Annotated in this window: 18 protein-coding genes and 1 pseudogene; 9 read left to right on the forward strand and 10 right to left on the reverse strand. The window is 41.3% G+C overall.

Translation table 11 applies throughout. The features are described 5' to 3' along the window. Positions 1 to 668, reverse strand: a pseudogene (locus tag K8F54_RS08205) (amidohydrolase family protein); the annotation flags it as partial. Next, positions 668 to 1,399: a polyprenol monophosphomannose synthase gene (locus K8F54_RS08210; protein WP_290789344.1), complete on the reverse strand. Its 732-nt coding sequence runs from the start codon at positions 1,397 to 1,399 to the stop codon at positions 668 to 670. The gene K8F54_RS08210 and the pseudogene K8F54_RS08205, both read right to left, overlap by 1 nt. Before the next feature lie 114 nt (positions 1,400 to 1,513). Between K8F54_RS08210 and K8F54_RS08215 the strand changes: the two genes are divergently transcribed. Both K8F54_RS08215 and K8F54_RS08220 read left to right on the forward strand, forming a co-directional pair. Continuing rightward, entirely contained in the window at positions 1,514 to 2,167 is a 654-nt protein-coding gene (locus tag K8F54_RS08215) for a DUF4271 domain-containing protein (RefSeq protein WP_290789346.1), read from the forward strand. A gap of 24 nt (positions 2,168 to 2,191) precedes the next feature. Further along, positions 2,192 to 2,938 (forward strand): uroporphyrinogen-III synthase, encoded by a 747-nt coding sequence (locus K8F54_RS08220; RefSeq protein ID WP_290789348.1) that lies wholly within the window; start codon positions 2,192 to 2,194, stop codon positions 2,936 to 2,938. Positions 2,939 to 3,005: 67 nt separating this feature from the next. Here the strand turns inward: K8F54_RS08220 and pckA are convergent, their stop codons facing one another. Beyond that, on the reverse strand, positions 3,006 to 4,604 hold the full coding sequence (pckA, locus tag K8F54_RS08225) for a phosphoenolpyruvate carboxykinase (ATP) (RefSeq protein ID WP_290789350.1): 1,599 nt from the start codon (positions 4,602 to 4,604) through the stop codon (positions 3,006 to 3,008). 75 nt (positions 4,605 to 4,679) lie between these two features. After that, complete coding sequence (locus K8F54_RS08230; RefSeq protein ID WP_290789352.1) at positions 4,680 to 5,072, reverse strand: DUF423 domain-containing protein; 393 nt, start codon at positions 5,070 to 5,072, stop codon at positions 4,680 to 4,682. Positions 5,073 to 5,142: 70 nt separating this feature from the next. On the opposite strand from K8F54_RS08230, the gene K8F54_RS08235 reads away from it, so the two are divergent. After that, a complete protein-coding gene (locus tag K8F54_RS08235; protein ID WP_290789354.1) occupies positions 5,143 to 6,513 on the forward strand; it encodes a saccharopine dehydrogenase family protein in 1,371 nt (456 codons plus the stop codon). A gap of 50 nt (positions 6,514 to 6,563) precedes the next feature. Here the strand turns inward: K8F54_RS08235 and K8F54_RS08240 are convergent, their stop codons facing one another. Together K8F54_RS08240 and leuS are read right to left on the reverse strand one after the other, a co-directional pair. Beyond that, positions 6,564 to 7,253 carry a zinc metallopeptidase gene (locus K8F54_RS08240; protein ID WP_290789356.1) on the reverse strand — a complete coding sequence of 230 codons (690 nt, stop codon included), beginning with the start codon at positions 7,251 to 7,253 and terminating at the stop codon, positions 6,564 to 6,566. A gap of 59 nt (positions 7,254 to 7,312) precedes the next feature. Then, a complete protein-coding gene (leuS, locus tag K8F54_RS08245) occupies positions 7,313 to 10,138 on the reverse strand; it encodes a leucine--tRNA ligase (protein WP_290789357.1) in 2,826 nt (941 codons plus the stop codon). Positions 10,139 to 10,278: 140 nt separating this feature from the next. On the opposite strand from leuS, the gene K8F54_RS08250 reads away from it, so the two are divergent. The 4 genes from K8F54_RS08250 (at position 10,279) to truB (ending at position 13,019) form a co-directional block, all read left to right on the forward strand. Next, complete coding sequence (locus K8F54_RS08250; RefSeq protein WP_290789978.1) at positions 10,279 to 11,157, forward strand: permease-like cell division protein FtsX; 879 nt, start codon at positions 10,279 to 10,281, stop codon at positions 11,155 to 11,157. Positions 11,158 to 11,262: 105 nt separating this feature from the next. Beyond that, positions 11,263 to 11,523, forward strand: coding sequence for a DUF3098 domain-containing protein (locus tag K8F54_RS08255; protein WP_290789359.1), 261 nt, complete (start codon positions 11,263 to 11,265; stop codon positions 11,521 to 11,523). Between the two features lie 3 nt (positions 11,524 to 11,526). Then, the gene (locus tag K8F54_RS08260; RefSeq protein WP_290789361.1) at positions 11,527 to 12,321 is read left to right on the forward strand and encodes an undecaprenyl-diphosphate phosphatase; all 795 of its coding nucleotides are present in this window, start codon (positions 11,527 to 11,529) and stop codon (positions 12,319 to 12,321) included. Next, positions 12,321 to 13,019, forward strand: a complete 699-nt coding sequence (truB, locus tag K8F54_RS08265) for a tRNA pseudouridine(55) synthase TruB (RefSeq protein ID WP_290789378.1) — start codon at positions 12,321 to 12,323, stop codon at positions 13,017 to 13,019. The genes K8F54_RS08260 and truB overlap by 1 nt, the downstream gene beginning before the upstream one ends. Here the strand turns inward: truB and K8F54_RS08270 are convergent. Further along, the gene (locus K8F54_RS08270) at positions 13,006 to 13,902 is read right to left on the reverse strand and encodes a T9SS type A sorting domain-containing protein (protein ID WP_290789380.1); all 897 of its coding nucleotides are present in this window, start codon (positions 13,900 to 13,902) and stop codon (positions 13,006 to 13,008) included. The genes truB and K8F54_RS08270 overlap by 14 nt on opposite strands. 29 nt (positions 13,903 to 13,931) lie before the next feature. After that, entirely contained in the window at positions 13,932 to 15,482 is a 1,551-nt protein-coding gene (locus K8F54_RS08275) for a T9SS type A sorting domain-containing protein (protein WP_290789382.1), read from the reverse strand. A 172-nt stretch (positions 15,483 to 15,654) separates the two neighbouring features. Here K8F54_RS08275 and K8F54_RS08280 point away from each other — a divergent pair, with 172 nt between their 5' ends. Then, positions 15,655 to 16,413 carry an energy transducer TonB gene (locus K8F54_RS08280; RefSeq protein ID WP_290789384.1) on the forward strand — a complete coding sequence of 253 codons (759 nt, stop codon included), beginning with the start codon at positions 15,655 to 15,657 and terminating at the stop codon, positions 16,411 to 16,413. A gap of 34 nt (positions 16,414 to 16,447) precedes the next feature. Beyond that, positions 16,448 to 17,011, forward strand: coding sequence for a DNA-3-methyladenine glycosylase I (locus K8F54_RS08285; RefSeq protein ID WP_290789386.1), 564 nt, complete (start codon positions 16,448 to 16,450; stop codon positions 17,009 to 17,011). Between the two features lies 1 nt (position 17,012). On the opposite strand, the gene K8F54_RS08290 is transcribed toward K8F54_RS08285, so the two are convergent. Together K8F54_RS08290 and K8F54_RS08295 are read right to left on the reverse strand one after the other, a co-directional pair. Further along, positions 17,013 to 17,369 (reverse strand): hypothetical protein, encoded by a 357-nt coding sequence (locus K8F54_RS08290; protein ID WP_290789388.1) that lies wholly within the window; start codon positions 17,367 to 17,369, stop codon positions 17,013 to 17,015. A gap of 165 nt (positions 17,370 to 17,534) precedes the next feature. Then, the gene (locus tag K8F54_RS08295; protein ID WP_290789390.1) at positions 17,535 to 19,277 is read right to left on the reverse strand and encodes an agmatine deiminase family protein; all 1,743 of its coding nucleotides are present in this window, start codon (positions 19,275 to 19,277) and stop codon (positions 17,535 to 17,537) included. Between the last annotated feature and the right edge of the window lie 24 nt (positions 19,278 to 19,301).

A 19,301-nucleotide genomic window follows, 5' to 3' on the forward strand; every position in this document is an offset into this window, starting at 1 on the left:
ATTGCTTTTGAAGAAGAAATATAACAGGCTTCTTCACTTCTAATTTTGGGGTGCAACGCTACCGGAATGTCATCGCCATACTGTGCAAGGTATTTGGCCATATTCTTTTGAATGGTCGTCTCATCCTCACAATGGGCCGAAATAAGCAGTTTGGTTTTGCTGAAGATGTTTTCGAGCACCTTGGGATTGTCCACCAGCATATTCCCTGTAGAGGAACCTAAGAATAATTTAAGTCCGGCCACCTTAGTATCGTCTACCTTAAGAATTTCCTCCAAATTATCGTTGGTACCGCCAAACATGAACGAATAGTTAGCCCATGAGGTCTTTTCGGCTATGGCGAATTTTTCTTCCAATAGCTCAATTGTAGTCGCCTGTGGCACCGTATTGGGCATTTCGATATAGGAGGTGATTCCCCCGGCCACTGCGGCTTTCGACTCGGTTTCGATAGTTGCCTTATGCGTCAATCCGGGTTCTCTAAAGTGAACCTGATCGTCTATCATGCCGGGAAGCAGATACATACCGTCGGCATCGATCACTTTTGTATCGGCAGATTTTACACTAATACTTTCGGAAACCTCAACAATACGGTCTTTTTCGACCAAGACGTCTCCACGAAAAATAATCCCTTCGTTGACAATATGAGCGTTTTTTATTAAAATGGGATGCATTACAATTTATATCCTTTAAATAAACTTTTATATTTCATTTTTATTACACCAAAAATCGCTTCAGAAATAATCCCTCCGCTCATTTTCGATTCACCTCGGGTTCTATCGGTAAACACCACCGGGACTTCAGTAATTTTAAACTTCAAGAGATAGGCCTTAAATTTCATTTCAATCTGGAAGGCATACCCTACAAATTGGATTTTCTCTAAATTGATTTTCTCTAAAACAGCACGTTTATAACAGACAAAACCTGCCGTGGTATCGTAGATATTCATTCCGGTGATAAAGCGGACATATTTCGAAGCCATCCACGATAACAACACTCTGCTCATAGGCCAGTTCACTACATTTACTCCTTTGACATACCGCGAACCAATGGATAGGTCGAAACCATCTCTGGCACAGGCGTTATACAAACGAATAAGGTCATTAGGGTTATGAGAAAAATCGGCATCCATTTCAAAGATATATTCGTAATTCTCTTCAAGTGCCCATTTAAAACCGGCGATATAGGCTGTCCCCAACCCCATTTTTCCTTTTCGTTCCAAAAGAAAAAGGCGCTTCGGAAAAGTATCAATTAACGATCTTACCGTTTGTGCCGTTCCATCCGGAGAGCTGTCTTCCACCACCAAAATATCAAACGCTCTTTGCAACGAAAAAATATTGCGAATAAGGCGCTCAATGTTTTCAATTTCATTGTAAGTGGGTATTACCACTACGGCTTTGGACATACTCCGCTTTTTGGGCAAATGTACCTCTTTTTGCGTAAATAGCATGGGAAGGAAATTTTAATTGAACCGCTTTTGACAAAGTATTTTTGAAGTACCTTTACCTCAAAATTTACCGTGCAATATCTGGAACGACATACCGAATCTCTCGACTGGGTGACGCTCTTATTGGTTGGATGTTTTGTGTTATTTACGTTCGCAAGACAACGTTACCCCAAACGCTTTCAGGAATTTATTATGCTGCCTATTACCAACAAATATTTTCTGGTGCAAGGGAGAAATGACGAAATCCAACATCCGTTCAATATTTTGTTGTTTGTGGCACAAGTGATCTCGGTGTCCCTTTTTATTTTCTTATTTTTTAAACTTAATGCGCCAGATATGCTTGAAAACAACCCATGGCTGTTTGTTCAAATTTGTACAGGCTATATGGTATTTGTCCATATAAAGTTTGTCTTAGAAAAGATCATCGGAGCAATTTTTTCTATGGATCAACTCATAAACAGCTATTTATATCAAAAACTAAGCTATAGAAATTTGTTGTCCATGATTTTTTTTATAGGAAATCTACTATTTTTCTATGTGGTGCAACCCACTCAAAGTGTCTTATTTATCTTCGCTTTGTCCGTTTTATTGCTCAATGGTATTGCGCTGTTTTACAGTTATAAAACAAATGGAAATCTAATATTAGGTAATTTCTTTTATTTTATTTTGTATCTTTGCGCACTTGAAATTTCACCTTATATCATCCTTTACAAGGCGCTGGTATAAGGAGTAAATTTAAAACTGCTGCTTATGAAAGTGAAAACTATTCTTGTTTCTCAACCCGAACCCAAGGTTGAAAACTCACCTTATTTCGATCTTATCGAAAAACAAAAAGTAAAGATAGATTTCAGGCCTTTTATTCATGTAGAGGGTGTTTCGGGCAAGGATGTACGTTCTCAAAAAGTTGATTTAACAAAATTTACGGCCATCATCCTAAATAGCAGAAATTCGGTGGATCATTTTTTCCGAATTGCTGACGAATTGCGATTCAAAGTACCCGATTCGATGAAGTATTTTTGCCTCAGTGAAGCTGTCGCATTTTACCTTCAGAAATATGTGGTGTATCGAAAAAGAAAGATTTATGTTGGTAAAAGAACCTTCGCCGAGCTTTCTCCCTTAATTAAAAAATACAAGAACGAGAAGTTTTTATTACCTTCTTCAGATAAATTGAAACCCGAAGTACCTGTTATTTTGAATGACCTTTCCGTCGACTGGAAGCAGGCCACATTCTACAAAACCGTGGTAAGTGACCTATCCGATCTGCGAAACGTCTACTACGATATTTTGGTGTTCTTTAGCCCTAGCGGAATAGAATCCTTGCTACACAATTTCCCCGATTTTAAACAAAATGATACCCGTATTGCTGTCTTCGGAAATACAACGGTAAAAGCAGCTACGGAAAGCGGATTGCGCGTAGACATACAAGCTCCTACGCCCGAAACACCTTCTATGACCATGGCGTTGGAAAAATATATCAAGGAAGTAAATAAAAAATAAACTCACTTGTCGCATCAAAAAAAAGGCTTCACTTTCGTGAAGCCTTTTTTAATTTATAACGATTGGATTATCCAATAGGTGCCCCTGTCAAAATCTCATCGTTGGCAAATTCCTCAAACTTCTTAAAGTTTTCTTTGAACGATGCAGCCAATTCTTTTGCTTGAATATCGTAGGCCTTCTTATTTTTCCATGTTTCTTTTGGATTTAACACCTCGCTTGGCACATTTGGGCAAGACTGTGGTACTTTTAATCCGAAAATAGGATGTAATTCGTACGCCACATTCTTTAACTCACCATTGAGTGCCGCTGTGATCATGGCCCGTGTATAGCGCAACTTCATTCTGGAGCCTACTCCATAAGGACCTCCCGTCCAACCGGTATTGATCAACCAAACATTTACCCCTGCATTTTTCATTTTCTTACTCAGCATCTCCCCGTATTCGGTTGGATGCAATGGCATAAAAGGTGCCCCAAAACATGCTGAAAAGTTCGGAGTTGGTTCATTGATGCCCTCTTCAGTTCCCGCTACTTTGGCCGTATATCCACTAATAAAGTGATAGGCAGCTTGTCCCGGTGTCAACTTCGAAATTGGAGGCAATACCCCAAAAGCATCTGCTGTTAAAAAGAAAATGTTCTTAGGATTGTGTCCAATGGACGGTACCTGAATATTATCAATATGGTAAATGGGATAACTTACTCGTGTATTTTGTGTGATCGAGGTATCGGCAAAATCTACCTCGCCTTTTGCATCCATAACCACATTTTCCAGAATAGCTCCGGGTTTGATGGCATGGTAAATATCAGGCTCATTTTCTTCAGAAAGATTAATCACTTTTGCATAGCAACCGCCTTCAAAATTGAAAATTGTATTCTCCTCAGTCCACCCGTGCTCATCGTCGCCAATAAGCTTTCTATTCGGGTCTGCAGAGAGGGTGGTTTTCCCCGTACCTGAAAGTCCGAAGAAAATAGCCGTTTCACCATCATCGCCCACATTGGCCGAACAGTGCATAGGCATGGTATTCTTATAAACAGGTAGGATAAAATTAAGGGCAGAAAAAATTCCTTTTTTAATTTCTCCGGTATAGCCGGTTCCACCAATTAAAGCGATTTTTTTTGTAAAATTCAAAATGGCAAAATTGTGCTGCCTCGTACCATCTACTGCAGGGTCTGCAACAAATCCGGGAGCGTTTACAATCAACCATTCCGGATCGAAACTATCTAATTCAGCTTCGGTTGGCCGTAGGAACATATTAAAGGCAAACATATTACACCATGGATACTCTGTGATTACACGAATGTTTAATCGATAATCATCATCGGCACAGGCATAGCTATCTCGAACATAGACTTCCTTTTCAGAAAGATAGGCCGTTACCTTGTCGTATAAGGCATCGAACATCTGAGTTGGAAAGGGAAGATTTATATTCCCCCACCATACGCGGTCTCGGGTAATATCGTCTTTTACAATAAAGCGATCCTTAGGGGATCGTCCGGTGAATTCTCCAGTGTTTACAGCTAGTGCACCACTATTGGCCTCTGTGCCCTGTCCCTTTGCTATTGTCTCGTTGTGAAGTTCTTGTGAAGATAATTGATACTTAACTTTTGCATTCTTAATTCCGTACGAAGCTAACGAAATTGTTTTTGCAGTTTGGTTTTTACTCACCATAACTAAATTTAATTGTTATGGAACAAAAATAATAAATCTGAAAGAGATAATACGTTTAAAAAAGTATAATTATCCCTACTTAATTGTTAATAAACCATAGGCCATTCGCAACCAACCCATCATAAATAATAAACCACCTATGGGTGTGACCGGCCCAAGGAAAGAAACCGAGAAAGGCAGTACACTTTTTAGGGCTAACAGGTAGATAGACCCCGAAAAAAGTAGGATTCCGAAGCAAAAAAATCGAAAGACCCATTTTTTGGTTGCGGCAGGGATCACCGTTGCAAAACCAACGATCAACAAGGCGAGTACATGGTACATTTGATAGCGCACTCCTGTTTCAAACGAACTTAAAGCTTCCGCATCCACCAGTTCTTTCAAACCATGTGCTCCAAAGGCACCAATACCAATTGTAATTGCTGCAAGAACCGAGGCTGTGACGATAATTTTTTTATCAAATTTTTCCATAAAATACAGTTACAATTAGTACTTTCGTTTGCTAGATAATATCCCTACAAAGATAACCAAAAACCCACGGATGAGAAACATTTTGATCATTGGGGCCGGACGCTCCGCCACAAGCCTAATTCAGTATTTACTCGACAAATCTGAAGCCGAGGAACTCTTTATCACCATTGGTGACATCTCTATACAGAACGCACAGAAATTCACAGATGGCCACCCGAACGGCCGAGGTATTCTCTTAGATGTTTTTAATGAACCGCAGCGTAAAAAAGCAGTTGAGAGTAGCGACCTTGTTATCTCCATGCTTCCCGCGCGATATCATGTAGATGTAGCCAAGGATTGTATCGAATTTGGGAAACATCTGGTAACCGCTTCGTATGTAAGTGACCAAATGTTCTCCCTCAATCACAAGGCTGTGGCCAAAGGTCTTGTATTTATGAACGAGATTGGCCTCGATCCGGGTATTGACCATATGAGTGCCATGCAGGTTATTGACCGAATTCGTGCCAAAGGAGGTAAAATGTTATTGTTCGAATCGTTTTGCGGCGGCTTGGTCGCCCCCGAAAGCGATGACAATCTCTGGCATTATAAATTTACATGGAACCCGAGAAATGTAGTACTTGCCGGACAAGGCGGTGCTGCCGAATTCATTCAGGAAGGCACCTACAAATACATTCCCTATCATCGTTTGTTCCGAAGAACAGAATTCCTGGATATTGAAGGCCACGGTCGGTTTGAAGCCTATGCCAATAGAAATTCATTAAAATACCGAAAAGTATATGGCATGGAAGACATCCTTACCTTGTATCGCGGGACCATTCGCTGTGTAGGTTTTAGCAAGGCGTGGAATATGTTTGTACAACTGGGAATGACCGACGATGAATACACCATCCCAGATTCTGAAAATATATCCTACCGGGCTTTTGTGAATCTGTTCTTGCCCTATTCTCCAACCGATTCGGTGGAATTAAAACTGCGTCATAATCTAAAAATCGATCAGGACGACCTAATGTGGGGTAAATTGGTGGAGCTGGACATCTTCAATCCCAACAAGAAGATTGGCATCAAGGACGCCACTCCCGCACAAGCGCTTCAGCGAATACTGGAAGACAAATGGACGCTTCAGAAAAACGATAAGGACATGATCGTGATGTACCATAAGTTCGGTTACGAACTCAATGGCGAACAAAAACAAATAGACAGCAATATGGTGATTAAAGGGGATGATCAAACCTATACCGCCATGGCGAAAACGGTAGGGCTTCCGGTGGCCATCGCTGCGTTGAAGATCCTAAACGAAGAGATAACGACTCCGGGTGTGCAAGTGCCCATTGCCAAGGAAGTATATGAACCAATTCTGAAGGAATTGGAAGACTACGGAATTACCTTTAACGAAACTGAGGTTCCCTATATGGGCTATAACCCTAATAATGTCGCCGGCTAACAAAAAAACCCGTCAAGCTCTTGACGGGTTCTTTTAAGTTTCTTAAATAATTATCGCCTTCCTAAAAAGATACTGATAAAGTAGATCAAGGTAGCCAAAGAGCCCAAAGCCGAAACCACATAGGTTCTCGCAGCCCATTTCAACGCATCTTTAGATCCCGCCAATTCTTGTTGAGTTACAATATTCTTTTGCTGTAACCACACCAAGGCGCGCTTACTCGCGTCAAATTCAACCGGAAGGGTAATAAAGGCAAAGGCCGTGGTCATGGCAAATAATAAAATCCCCACCAAGAAGATTGAATTCCCAATTAAGGAACCAGTGGCAGACAATATTAATCCGGCCATGATTACAAAATTTGAAAGCTTACTCGAAACGCCTACAGCAGGTACAATGGCCGAACGCATTTTCAACCAACTATACGCCGTTGCATGTTGTACCGCATGTCCGCATTCGTGTGCTGCCACTGCCGCAGCAGCCGCATTGCGTTGTGAATACACAGGCTCACTTAAATTTACGGTTTTGGTCGCAGGATTGTAATGGTCTGTGAGTTGCCCGGCTACCGAAATAACCTTAACATCGTGAATCCCGTTGTCGCTCAGCATCCTTTCGGCAATTTCCTTACCGCTCATGCCATTTTGCAGGTGAATTTGAGAGTATTTTTTGAATTTGCTTTTGAGCTTATTGCTCACATACATACTCACTAAGAAAATAACACCGGCTAATATATAATATCCAATCATCTATTTTTAATTTTAAAAGTTCAAAACTACAAATTGATCAGCAAAAAGTATGCTAGATTTTAACCTACAATATTTACAATCTTTCCGGGTACGATGATCACCTTCTTTGGCGTACGACCCTCGAGATAATGGGCTGTTTTCTCATGTGACATCACGGCAGCCTCTATGTCAGCCTTGGTCATGTCGAGTGGCAGTTCGAGGGTAAAACGCATCTTTCCGTTAAAGGAAATTGGATATGCCTTGGTGCTCTCTACCAAAAAGCTCGCATCGAATGTTGGAAAAGACGCCGTCGCTATACTTTCTGAATGTCCTAATTTCTTCCACAACTCCTCTGCGATATGAGGCGCATAGGGCGAAATTAAAACAACTAAGGGCTCCAAAACTTCCTTGGATGTACATTTTTGAGCCGTTAATTCGTTCACGGCGATCATAAAGGTAGCAACCGATGTATTAAAGCTGAAGTGCTCAATATCTTCCTCTACCTTCTTTATGGTCTTATGTAGCGTTTTTAAACTTTCTTTCCCGGCGGGTGCATCACTGACTTGGAATTCTTCCTCGGCTCCGGTATGATACAATTTCCACAATTTCTTTAAAAAACTATGCACTCCGGTAATTCCGGCCGTGTTCCAGGGTTTGGCCTGCTCTAATGGACCTAAGAACATCTCGTACATGCGCAGGGTGTCGGCACCGTATTGGGTACAAATGTCATCGGGGTTGACGACATTGTACTTCGACTTGGACATTTTTTCCACTTCTCGGGAGACCTTAAACGTCCCGTCGGCTTCGGTAATAAACTCGGCATCTTTAAATTCCTCTCGCCAATTCTTAAAGGCTTCAATGTCTAGTTCATTGTGCATATTAACAAATGATACATCTGCGTGTATTGGCTGTATTTCTTCCTTTAAAACCTTGCCTTTTGAAATAAACTTATTCTCGCCAGCAATTCGTAATACAAACGCACTCTCTCCCAAGATCATTCCCTGGTTGATCAGTTTCTTAAAAGGTTCGTCCACGCTTAAAACGCCACGGTCGTAGAGGAATTTTACCCAAAATCGGCTGTACAACAAATGTCCGGTAGCATGTTCGCTCCCACCTACGTACAGATCGACATTTTCCCAATAGTCCATTGCGGCTTTTGAAGCCAGCTCCTCCGTATTATGCGGGTCCATATATCGAAACATATAACAGCTACTGCCCGCCCAACCCGGCATGGTATTGAGCTCTAATGGAAAGACGGTTTCGTTGTCTACCTTATTATTTTCAACCACCTTGTGTTTTTCAATATCCCAGGCCCACACATCGGCTCGACCTAAGGGTGGTTCGCCTTCTTCGGTGGGAAGGTATTTTTCCACCTCGGGGAGGGTTAAGGGTAAATGCTTCAGATCGATCATCTGTGGCAGGCCGTTTTTATAATAGACCGGAAAGGGTTCACCCCAATAACGTTGTCTGGAGAAAACAGCATCCCGTAAGCGATAGTTTATCTTTCCTTCGCCTAGCCCTTTGGTTTCCAAAGCTTCTATCGCCTTTTGGGTGGCTTCGGCATAGTTCAAGCCATTTAGAAAGTCGCTATTCGCAATGATGGTATTGTCTTTGTCTGAAAAGGCCTCTTCAGAAATATCAACTCCTTCAAAAATATTCGGGATGGGAATGTCAAAGTGCTTGGCAAAATCGTAATCCCGCTGATCTCCACAAGGGACACTCATCACAGCACCGGTTCCATAGCCTGCCAATACATAGTCGCCAATCCAGATAGGAATAGCCTCTCCACTAAACGGATGGACTGCATAGGCCCCCGTAAAAACTCCGCTGATGGTTTTTACATCGGCCATACGTTCGCGTTCGCTTCGCTTGGCCGTTGCTTCAATATATTTTGAAACTTCAAAACGCTGCTCCATAGTGGTAATTCGATCCACCAAATCGTGTTCGGGTGCCAGCACCATAAAGCTCACGCCAAAAATGGTATCGGGGCGAGTGGTAAATACCTCTATGTTGCCATCGTGATCTTTTAGTTTAAAATGCACCGAAGCTCCTTTGGATCGTCCAATCCAATTGGTCTGCGAATCTTTGAGCGGTTGTGGCCAATCTATGGTATCCAGACCGTCCAACAGGCGTTGGGCGTAGGCGGTGATACGCATGCTCCATTGCATCATTCTTTTGCGAACAACAGGAAAACCACCTCGTTCCGAAACACCGTTCACAATCTCATCATTCGCCAAGACGGTTCCCAACTGAGGGCACCAATTGACTTCCGTTTCGGCCAAGTAGGTAAGTCGGTATTTCAAAAGAATTTTTTCTTTGCGTTCTTCTGAAAAGGCATTCCATTCGGCGGCAGTAAACTGCGGTACATTAGTATCGCATTCGGCATTGATCTTACCGTTTCCTTCTTCAGAAAACACCTTTACCAGGTCTGAAATAGAAAATGCTTTTTCGTGGGTATTGCAATACCAACTCTCAAACAGTTGAATAAAGATCCACTGTGTCCATTTGTAGTAGTGTGGATCGGAGGTTCGTACTTCCCGACTCCAGTCGAACGAAAAACCAATCTTATCGAGTTGCTCTCTGTAGCGTGCTATATTTTCTTCGGTGGTTTTTTTAGGGTGCTGTCCCGTTTGAATGGCGTATTGTTCGGCGGGTAGACCGAAGGAATCGTATCCTTGCGGATGCAGTACGTTAAACCCCTTGTGACGCTTATAACGCGCATAGATATCACTGGCAATATACCCCAGCGGATGCCCTACGTGCAATCCGGCACCGGAGGGATACGGAAACATATCCAAGACATAATACTTGGGTTTGTCGCTCTGGTTTTCGGCTTTAAAAGTCTGGTACTTGGCCCAGTATTCCTGCCAATCTTTTTCTATCTTGTTGAAGTGATATTTACTCATAGATGTCTTCTAAGAATGCCGCTCGCTATCAATAGGCAGCTGCAAATTTACATCTATTGTACGAAAGACAAAAGTTTAACCGTTACATACTTGCAGATGTAAAAATCATTGTATTTTTACACCACCAATACGAATCCTTTATGGCATCTTCTTTCGAAAAATACCAAAAACGCAGGTTGATATCCTCCTACTTTTCAGTTGTGATTAGTATTTCGCTTGTATTATTTTTGTTAGGGCTATTGGGTTTATTGGTATTGAACACAAAAAAAGTAGCCGATCATTTTAAAGAACAAATTGCCCTGACGGTGTATTTGAAAGACAGCGCCAAAGAGGTTGAAATAACCCAATTAAAGCAAAGTCTGGCATTGGCCGAATACACCAAATCTGCCGAATTTATATCGAAAGAACAGGCCGCCGAAGAACACAGTGCTACCATTGGCGAGAACTTTATGGAATTCTTGGGTTACAACCCCTTGCAGAATAGCATAGATGTCCATTTGTTGGCCGATTTCGTTTCGCCCGAAAAACTGGAGGAGATCGCCGCCGAAATAGCCACCAAGAATTTTGTAGATGAAGTGATCTACGACAAGCCACTGATCGCCATGTTGAATGAAAATGTAAAGAAGATAAGTGTCTGGATCTTGATTATTAGTGCGCTGTTCACCTTTATCGCAGTGCTACTAATTAATAGTTCCATCCGGCTGTCGGTTTATGCAAAGCGTTTTACTATTAAAACAATGCAGATGGTGGGGGCTACCAAACAATTTATCCGACGTCCTTTTATATGGAATAGTGTGCGATTAGGAATGTTAGGTGCTGTTTTGGCAATGATTGGGATGGCGGTGGTGCTGTATTACCTCAACAAAGGCTTTCCCGAACTTCAATTGTTAAAAGATCAACTATTGATAGGTGTTTTGTTTTTATTCATCTTTTTAATGGGCTTATTCATTACCTGGATTAGTACCTTCTTTGCCACCCAGCGCTTCTTAAACCTGCGAACCGATGAACTGTATTATTAATAAAAAAAGTATCTTGCAGCTGGCAAAAACCGAATTAGACGGGTCAAAAGAGATCGCGCGATTGAGACTGGGAGCTACAATTATTTATACCGAATTCGAGTAATTATGGGAGAACAAAAACGAAAAGAGGAAGCAAAAAAAGGCTACTTTATTTTTGAGCGTAAGAATTATAAATTTATGCTTATTGGCATCGCCTTTATTACCCTGGGCTTTATTTTAATGACCGGTGGAGGCAGTGACGATCCCAACGTGTTTAATCCCGAAATTTACAGCTGGCGCCGTATTCGTCTGGCACCTGCTTTAATCCTTATTGGTTTTGGTATTGAGGTCTATGCCATCCTTCTGAACCCTCACAAGAAAAAATAATTTATGGATGCTTGGGAAGCTATTGTACTTGGCATCGTTCAAGGTTTTACCGAATTTCTACCCGTCTCCTCTAGTGGGCATTTGGAATTGGGAAAGGCCATTTTAGGCGATACTTCGGTTCCTGAAGAAAGTTTGTTGTTTACCGTCGTATTGCATTTTGCTACGGCCTTGAGCACCTTGGTGGTGTTCAGAAAAGACATTTGGGAAATAGTAAGCGGATTACTGAAATTTAAGTGGAACGAAGAAACCCAATTCACGGCAAAGATTGTTGTATCTATGTTTCCCGCGGTGATCATCGGCTTGTTATTTGAATCTGAATTGGAAGCATTTTTCGGTGGAAATATTGCCTTTGTAGGCTGTATGCTTATCGTTACCGCTATTTTGCTTTGGTTGGCCGATAGGGCAAAGAATACCGGGAAAAAAGTAGGATTTACCAATGCCTTGGTCATTGGAATTTCACAGGCCGTGGCCATGTTACCGGGAATTTCCCGAAGCGGAGCTACCATCTCAACTTCTGTATTGTTGGGCAATGACAAAGGCAAGGCAGCGCGCTTTTCGTTCTTGATGGTGGTACCATTGATCTTCGGAAAGATTGCCAAGGACGTGATGAGTGGGGAACTCACATCGGAAACTACCAATTTCACGACACTCGGACTAGGTTTTGTCGCAGCCTTTATCTGCGGATTGATCGCCTGTACCTGGATGATCAAACTGGTTCGGAATAGCAAGTTGAAGTATTTTGCAATCTACTGTGTGATTGTTGGATTACTCGCCATCACCTTTAGTTTCTTTACCTGATGACCGGAGAAGACTACAAAAACGGACAGGTAATTTTAATCGACAAACCCTTGGAATGGACCTCGTTTCAGGTGGTGAATAAGGTGCGATGGTTGCTTCGGAAACGATTTGATATCAAAAAAATAAAGGTAGGGCATGCCGGGACCTTGGATCCCTTGGCAACCGGTTTATTGATCCTCTGTACCGGAAAATTTACCAAGCAAATTGACACCTATCAGGCACAGGAAAAAGAGTATACCGGAACCTTTAGCTTAGGCACTACTACACCCAGCTACGATCTGGAAACTGAAATTGATCAAGAATTTGATATGTCCGGAATCACTTCAGAAAAAATAAAAACTACGGCTTTACAATTTATAGGAGAGATTCAACAGCAACCACCGGTTTTTTCGGCCTTAAAAAAGGACGGGAAACGCTTGTATGAATTTGCCCGTGCCGGGGAAGAAGTGGAAATTCCGAAGCGAACCGTAAACATTTCAGTCTTTGAAATAACAAACATCGATTTACCCAAAGTCGATTTTAGAGTGGTATGTAGTAAGGGTACTTATATTCGTTCGCTGGCAAACGACTTCGGAAAGGCGTTGGACAATGGGGCCCATCTTTCGGCCTTACGACGCACAAAAATTGGTGATTTTTTGGTAGAGGACGCGGTCTCGCTGGAAGCCTTTGAAGCCGATCTAAACGCTACTTCTTTATAAATTTCTTAACAACAGTCTGTCTTTCCGAAGCAATTTTCAGAAAATAAATTCCTGAATGCAATGCGGAAACATCGATGGTGTTTGAAGCTGCAATATGCCGTATCACATGTCCTTGAACATCTAGAATTAAAATTGCTCCATGTATTTGAAGTGGTGAATCAATAAAAAGAACTTGCGTCACCGGATTTGGGAAAAGCGTTAATTGAAATTCATTTTCAATATCGGCAACACCCAATGTACAGTCCTCGCTATAGACGGCACTATCATCTTTTATCCAATCGGGTTGGGCATTGGCAAAATCTTCATCATCCACTTGAATACAAGTTAATTCAGGGTTTTCGTAGGCCAGGAAATTATCCAGTGTAGTATTGTTCCCGTTAGCAATGTTCAATTCGGTCAAATTATTGGTATAGCAACGAAGCGATTCTAAATTGACATTTTGAGAAACATCAAGTGTGGTAAGCTCATTATTATAGACGAACAAACGCTTTAGGTTTGTATTATGTGAGACATCAATACTTATCAGCGGATTGGTAGAAAGGTGCAACCATTCGAGTTGTACATTTTGGGACAGATCGACGGTTTCCACAAAATTGCCCCGACTTTTTAGCACTTCCAAATTGGTAAAACTTTGGATTCCTTCTAACGAGGTGATACTGTAGTAGGAAACAATCAAACCGATCACTGCTTCGGCTTCACTGAGCTGTATTTCACCATCGCCATTGGTGTCGGCAACACTATCCCCTAAACCATTTCCGGTGGTATCTACCACTTCAAAATGGACCAAGGCATTTTTAAAATTGGGATCGGGAATGTCTACGATTTGGGCGTTTGCTGAAAAAACAAAAAGTAACAGTAACAATATGGTATACCTTCTCTCCATAGTGTGAAAGATACAATTCTTCCCAAAAATTACTCTTTAATAAACTTAAGAGTTATTGATTGCCCTTTGGTCTGAATTTTCAAAAAATAGATACCGGAAGGCAAATGAGAAACATCGACTTGGGTGTTCCCGTCAAACATTTCCGATTTTACAAGTGTTCCTTGTAGTGAATAAACAAATAATTTACCCGAAACTACCGTATTGGCTTCTACATATAATACATCTCGAACCGGGCTAGGGAATATCACAACATCGAGAACATCTAAATTCTTCGAAACGATACTTGATGTTAAAGGGTCTGGCGGGTTGCAATCCTCGCTAAATTCGGTTTGTGAATCCACCTGCCAGCCATAGGTATAGGCGGCGATTTCATCATCTACTTCAATACAGAATAAGTCGGGGTTATTTATAGTCATGAGAAAATTGAGATTCTCATTGTTTCCATTTTTAACATTCAGAGATGATAAATTATTTGACAATAAGAACACTATTTCTAGCTGAGCATTGTTGCTTACATCCAAATCTGTTAATTGGTTGTTCAACGCATTGATTTCTTTTAAGTTTACTAAATTACTGACATCCAAGTCGTTTAATGCATTATCTCCAATATGTAGTTGTGCAAGTTCCGGACTATTACCAAATTGTATTGAATTTAGTTGGCTGTTGAAATTACAACGAAAATAATTCAATAATGTATTTTGGGTTAGGTCGAGCGTTGTAAGCTGGGTTTGGCTAAATTCCAATCTTTGTAAATTAATATTATGAGTCAAGTCGATTTCTGAAATATTTCCACTAAAAGCCAATTCATATAAAAGAGGGCTGTTGGAAACCTCTATACCTTCTAAATTTAGATTTCCACAATTCAATCGTCTCAATTTACTGTTATGGGATAAGTCCAAGAAAGGATAAAGATTGCCGTGACATATTAGCCACTTTAAATTCGAATTATACGATACGTCTATTTCATTAATAAAATTATATTGACAGTATAAAATCTCAAGAGCCTCAAATTCTTTAACACCTGTTAATGAAGTAATCGCATTTAAACCCATTGTATTTAACGTATAATAGTCCAGATTTAGGCGAACCAGATTTTCAATTCTATGCTTGTATACCAAATTATTGTCTGGAATGTCGTCTCCCAATCGAAACTGTTCCAAAAAACTTTCAAAATTATCATCAGGAATCTCTATTGTTTCTGTTGGATGGTATGGGAAGTCAAAAACTTTAGTCCCCGATCCGTAGATTACAGCAGGATTGCACGAAATACCATCGGGGTTGGCAAGTAGTTTAATATTTAATTTATATGTTCCGTTGGTTGGAATTTCTAACCCAAAAATTTGTTCGTCATAAGTAATGACTGTCGTGGATCCTACTCCATAACACAAGGTAACATCAATAACGTTTTCGTTAATGGTATATGTCATATTATCCAATCCACCTCCCGAATAGTGAAAAAATGTAGTTCGCAAACTAATATTTCCAGTATAAGAATCTGGCTCCAGATAGAAATTCATAAGTTCCTGCCCAAATCCAAAACTTGATACAAACAGCAGGAAAATAAGTGTATATTTTTTCATAATCTGTGTCTCAACTTGGGGAGTCGCCACTTAAAGATACAACAAACCCACTAATTCGTGTTTTAGAAGCCGAAAAAGAGTTTCAAATATGATTATTACGAAACGAATAAAACATTCATACAGGCCTGTTTTCAGCACCTAAGCGTATTAAAAATGTCTTAAAATCAGTTTGTTGTACGATTTTTCAGATAAAATTTCGGTACTTGCACCCATGAATTTTGATTATTCATATCGCGCTTTTTTGATTACATCCCTGCTCTTTGGGATTCTGTTTTTGGGCATGTATAGCATCAAACTATCTCGTTATACTGAAGTGGCCGAAAAGGAGTTTAACGTGGAATATGCCCTAGAAGACCTTCCTATTGAAGAGGAGGAAGCCTTGGCAAAGAATACTGCCGAACGAGTTAACGTTGAAACCAATCGCGCCTATAACGAGGCCGAAAAATTTATTTCGGAACTGGAAGACAGTCGGGAGGAACCTACCGAATCCACCGAAGCAAAGCTTCAAGCCATGAATGAGGCCATTGACAATGTAACAGGAGATGGGAATGCCGCCGCCATTAAGGAGGCCAAGAAGAAAATTGAAGAAACCAAAGCCACCTTAGCCAAAACTTCAAAAAAGACACTAAGAAGCAGCAGCTCGGCCAATAGAAAAACAACCATAAGCTATAGTCTGGTAAATCGGAAAGCCATGGCGCTTCCCAATCCGGTGTATACCTGTGACGGCTTCGGAAAAGTGGTGATTTCCATTGAAGTGAATCAGTTGGGAAAAGTGGTGAGAACCGATTATAATAAAAGTGCATCCACCACCACCAACGAATGTCTTATCGACAGTGCCTTGGAATATGCCCGTGAAGCAAGGTTTACCACCGATGGTGCCAAAACCAGTCAGTTAGGCACTATTAGTTATCATTTTCCGGGACAGTACTAGTTCCTTTTTTCTGAAATCTTTTTATCTTACCGTTATGGAAAAACAACGATGTGCCTGGTGTGGTGAGGATCCGCTGTATGTGGCCTACCACGACACCGAATGGGGTGTTCCCGTCTATGACGATGCCACCCTGTTCGAATTTTTAACACTTGAAACCTTTCAGGCGGGACTCAGTTGGATCACGGTGCTTCGGAAGCGGGAAAATTTCAGAAAGGCATTCGACGGATTCGATTATAAAAAAATTGCGAAATACGATCAGAAAAAGATGGAGACCTTGCTTCAGAATGAAGGAATTATTCGGAATAAACTAAAAGTAAAGGCTGCCATTACCAATGCCCTTGCTTTTATCGAGATTCAGAAAGAATTTGGCAGTTTCAGTAACTATATCTGGGGTTTTGTGAATGGCACACCCATCAAGAATACGTTAAAATCCTTGTCGGAAGCACCGGCCAATACTGCGCTAAGTGATGCTATCAGTAAAGATCTAAAAAAACGCGGATTCAAATTTGTGGGTTCGACCGTAGTGTACGCCCATATGCAAGCCACCGGGATGGTGAATGACCATCTGGTAAGCTGTTTCCGATATCATGAAGTGTAAACTAGTTGGATCCTCCGTCTACGGCAGATAAGTACTGATTGGCAGCGAAGGGAACGTTCAGAGCCTTTAAGGTCTGCTTATAGCGAAACTTTAAGGTTTCATCGGTTGGTTTTTCCACTTCAAACAGTTTTTCGAACCACTTTTTAGCCTGAGCATGATTATTCTTAAAATAATGGGCGTTTGCTAATTCTTGATAAATAAAGGCTGTTCCATACCCTTCTTTTACAACTTGCTCATACACAACAGTAACATCCACATCGGTGTTGACGTTTGTTTTCTGCTTGGGTTCTGTCTGAGAGAAGGATGCAAATGACATGCATCCTATAAATAGGAAAATAAGTAGCTTTTTAAGATTCATAATTTAGGGCATTAAATTATTGAAGGTAAATATGTTATATATTCGAGAGTTATGCAAATAAAATCGATTAAATGTTCTTTTTGAAGGTGCTAACTAGGTTAAAAACAAAAAACGCTGCGAATTATTGCAGCGTTTTTTGTTAAAATAAGGCGAGGTCTCTGTTGCTTACAGTTTGATGATTTTTTTGTTCACCCTTCCAAAATCCCCTTCAAAAGTGACAAAAAGTGTCCCTTTCCAATTGGAGTTCAAATCCAAATGTAAGATCCCGTTTCCGACTTCTAATTGGGTTTCGAACAATTGCTGCCCTAAGAGGTTATGAATCGTTACTTGAATAGGACCTTGGATGTTATTCAAATTAAAGAACACATCACCTGTCGTTGGATTTGGAAAGGGTGCCGAAATATGTGTTTCGGCCCAATCGGTAACAGAAAGATTGCCCACATTGATCGTCCAGTACCCTTCAGGAGCTACAATAGGGCGCGCCAATGTCTTTCCCGAATTGGCTTCCGCTAAAATATAATACTCAATATTGTTGGTGGTAACGGTCAAATTGGCCGTCCAGTTATCATCGCTTACAAAGGTCATAGGTGTCTCGTTGAAGCTGGAAGTCCCTTCGGCTCGCCACATTACCTTTACATTGTTCACCCCCGAAATATGTTTCGCCATGGCATCGATGGTCACCGATGTATTTTGGTTGGCTTCATCCACCGGTTGGTGTACGATCCACAATGGCTCGTCCACGCCAATACTATGTGTTATGCAGTGAATTGCCCCAAAAAGTGCTATTAGGTTTTCACCGGGATTATCCACATCGATCCCAACTATATTATAACCTGGCATCAACGCCTGCCATTGGGCCAATGCCGGGGTATCAACTTCCGGGCGATACGTAGGAACAATAATGGATTTATTAATAAACACCGCGTTGGAATAGGTTCTATACGACCCGCCATTGTCCGGGTATTGTCCTCCCGGACTTGGAGGCGCAGGTATCCATTCAATTTCGTAGGGAGTTCCAAAAGGAGAGACAAAATTGCTGAGCACGTAATCAATGTTCTCCTGTATTTGTGGTCCATCGGCAACTCCTTCGGGGTATTGGCTTACCATAATGGTTTCTTCATCCAACAACTTCATATGCATATCGATATGATGTATCGCATCGTAGGGAAGCGTTTCCATCTTAATATAGTTCTGAATACCCATATAATCCATCATGATATCGTCGATATCTGCCTCCGTTTTCACTGTTACTCCATATGGATTGCCAGACGCGTTCTCATTCAAAATAAGTTTAGAAGCAAAGGCGTTTCCTAATCCGTCCGACATATAGTTGCCGCCCGTATTTACAAGATCTGCCGGGGCCGTATCTGTTATATAAATAGGAATTCCCAATAGGCTTGCATGCGCTGATGGCATCACATTATCATTTGGTCTTGGTCGGTTATAGATCCAGTCGGTCAAGGCGAGTTCGCCCACATCGTCCGAATAGATCGTATTTCCGGCATAGTCCCGGATCCAAATACTATCCCAATCCTCATCCATAAAGATGACGTTGGTAAGATCGATTCCGCCGGCTGTCAAATAGGAGGCCACCGAAGCCTGATTCTGAGTAGTGATAATCACCTTACACTCGTTTACACCCACCGCGACGATCTGTCGTAAGATATTCTGAAAGTTAGACTCCCAGGTAATTACCAAATACTCTATTTCTTCCCATTCGGCTGCAGCACGCACCGGCCCTGAGGGCGGTGGAGTCATTCTAGTATTGGAAAACTGAAAACCGGACAAAATACCCTTTTCGGTATCGGTAAGGCCTTTTGGAAGTACTTCCCTTTCTTGGGCAAACATAAACGTTGTGACTAAAAGAAGTAATAAGGTCGCTGTTACATTGGGGTAAAAACGCTTCATGATATATGGGTTAAATTAGATTAC

Origin of the sequence: Altibacter sp., assembly GCF_019913785.1 — a bacterium.
Taxonomy (GTDB): domain Bacteria; phylum Bacteroidota; class Bacteroidia; order Flavobacteriales; family Flavobacteriaceae; genus Altibacter.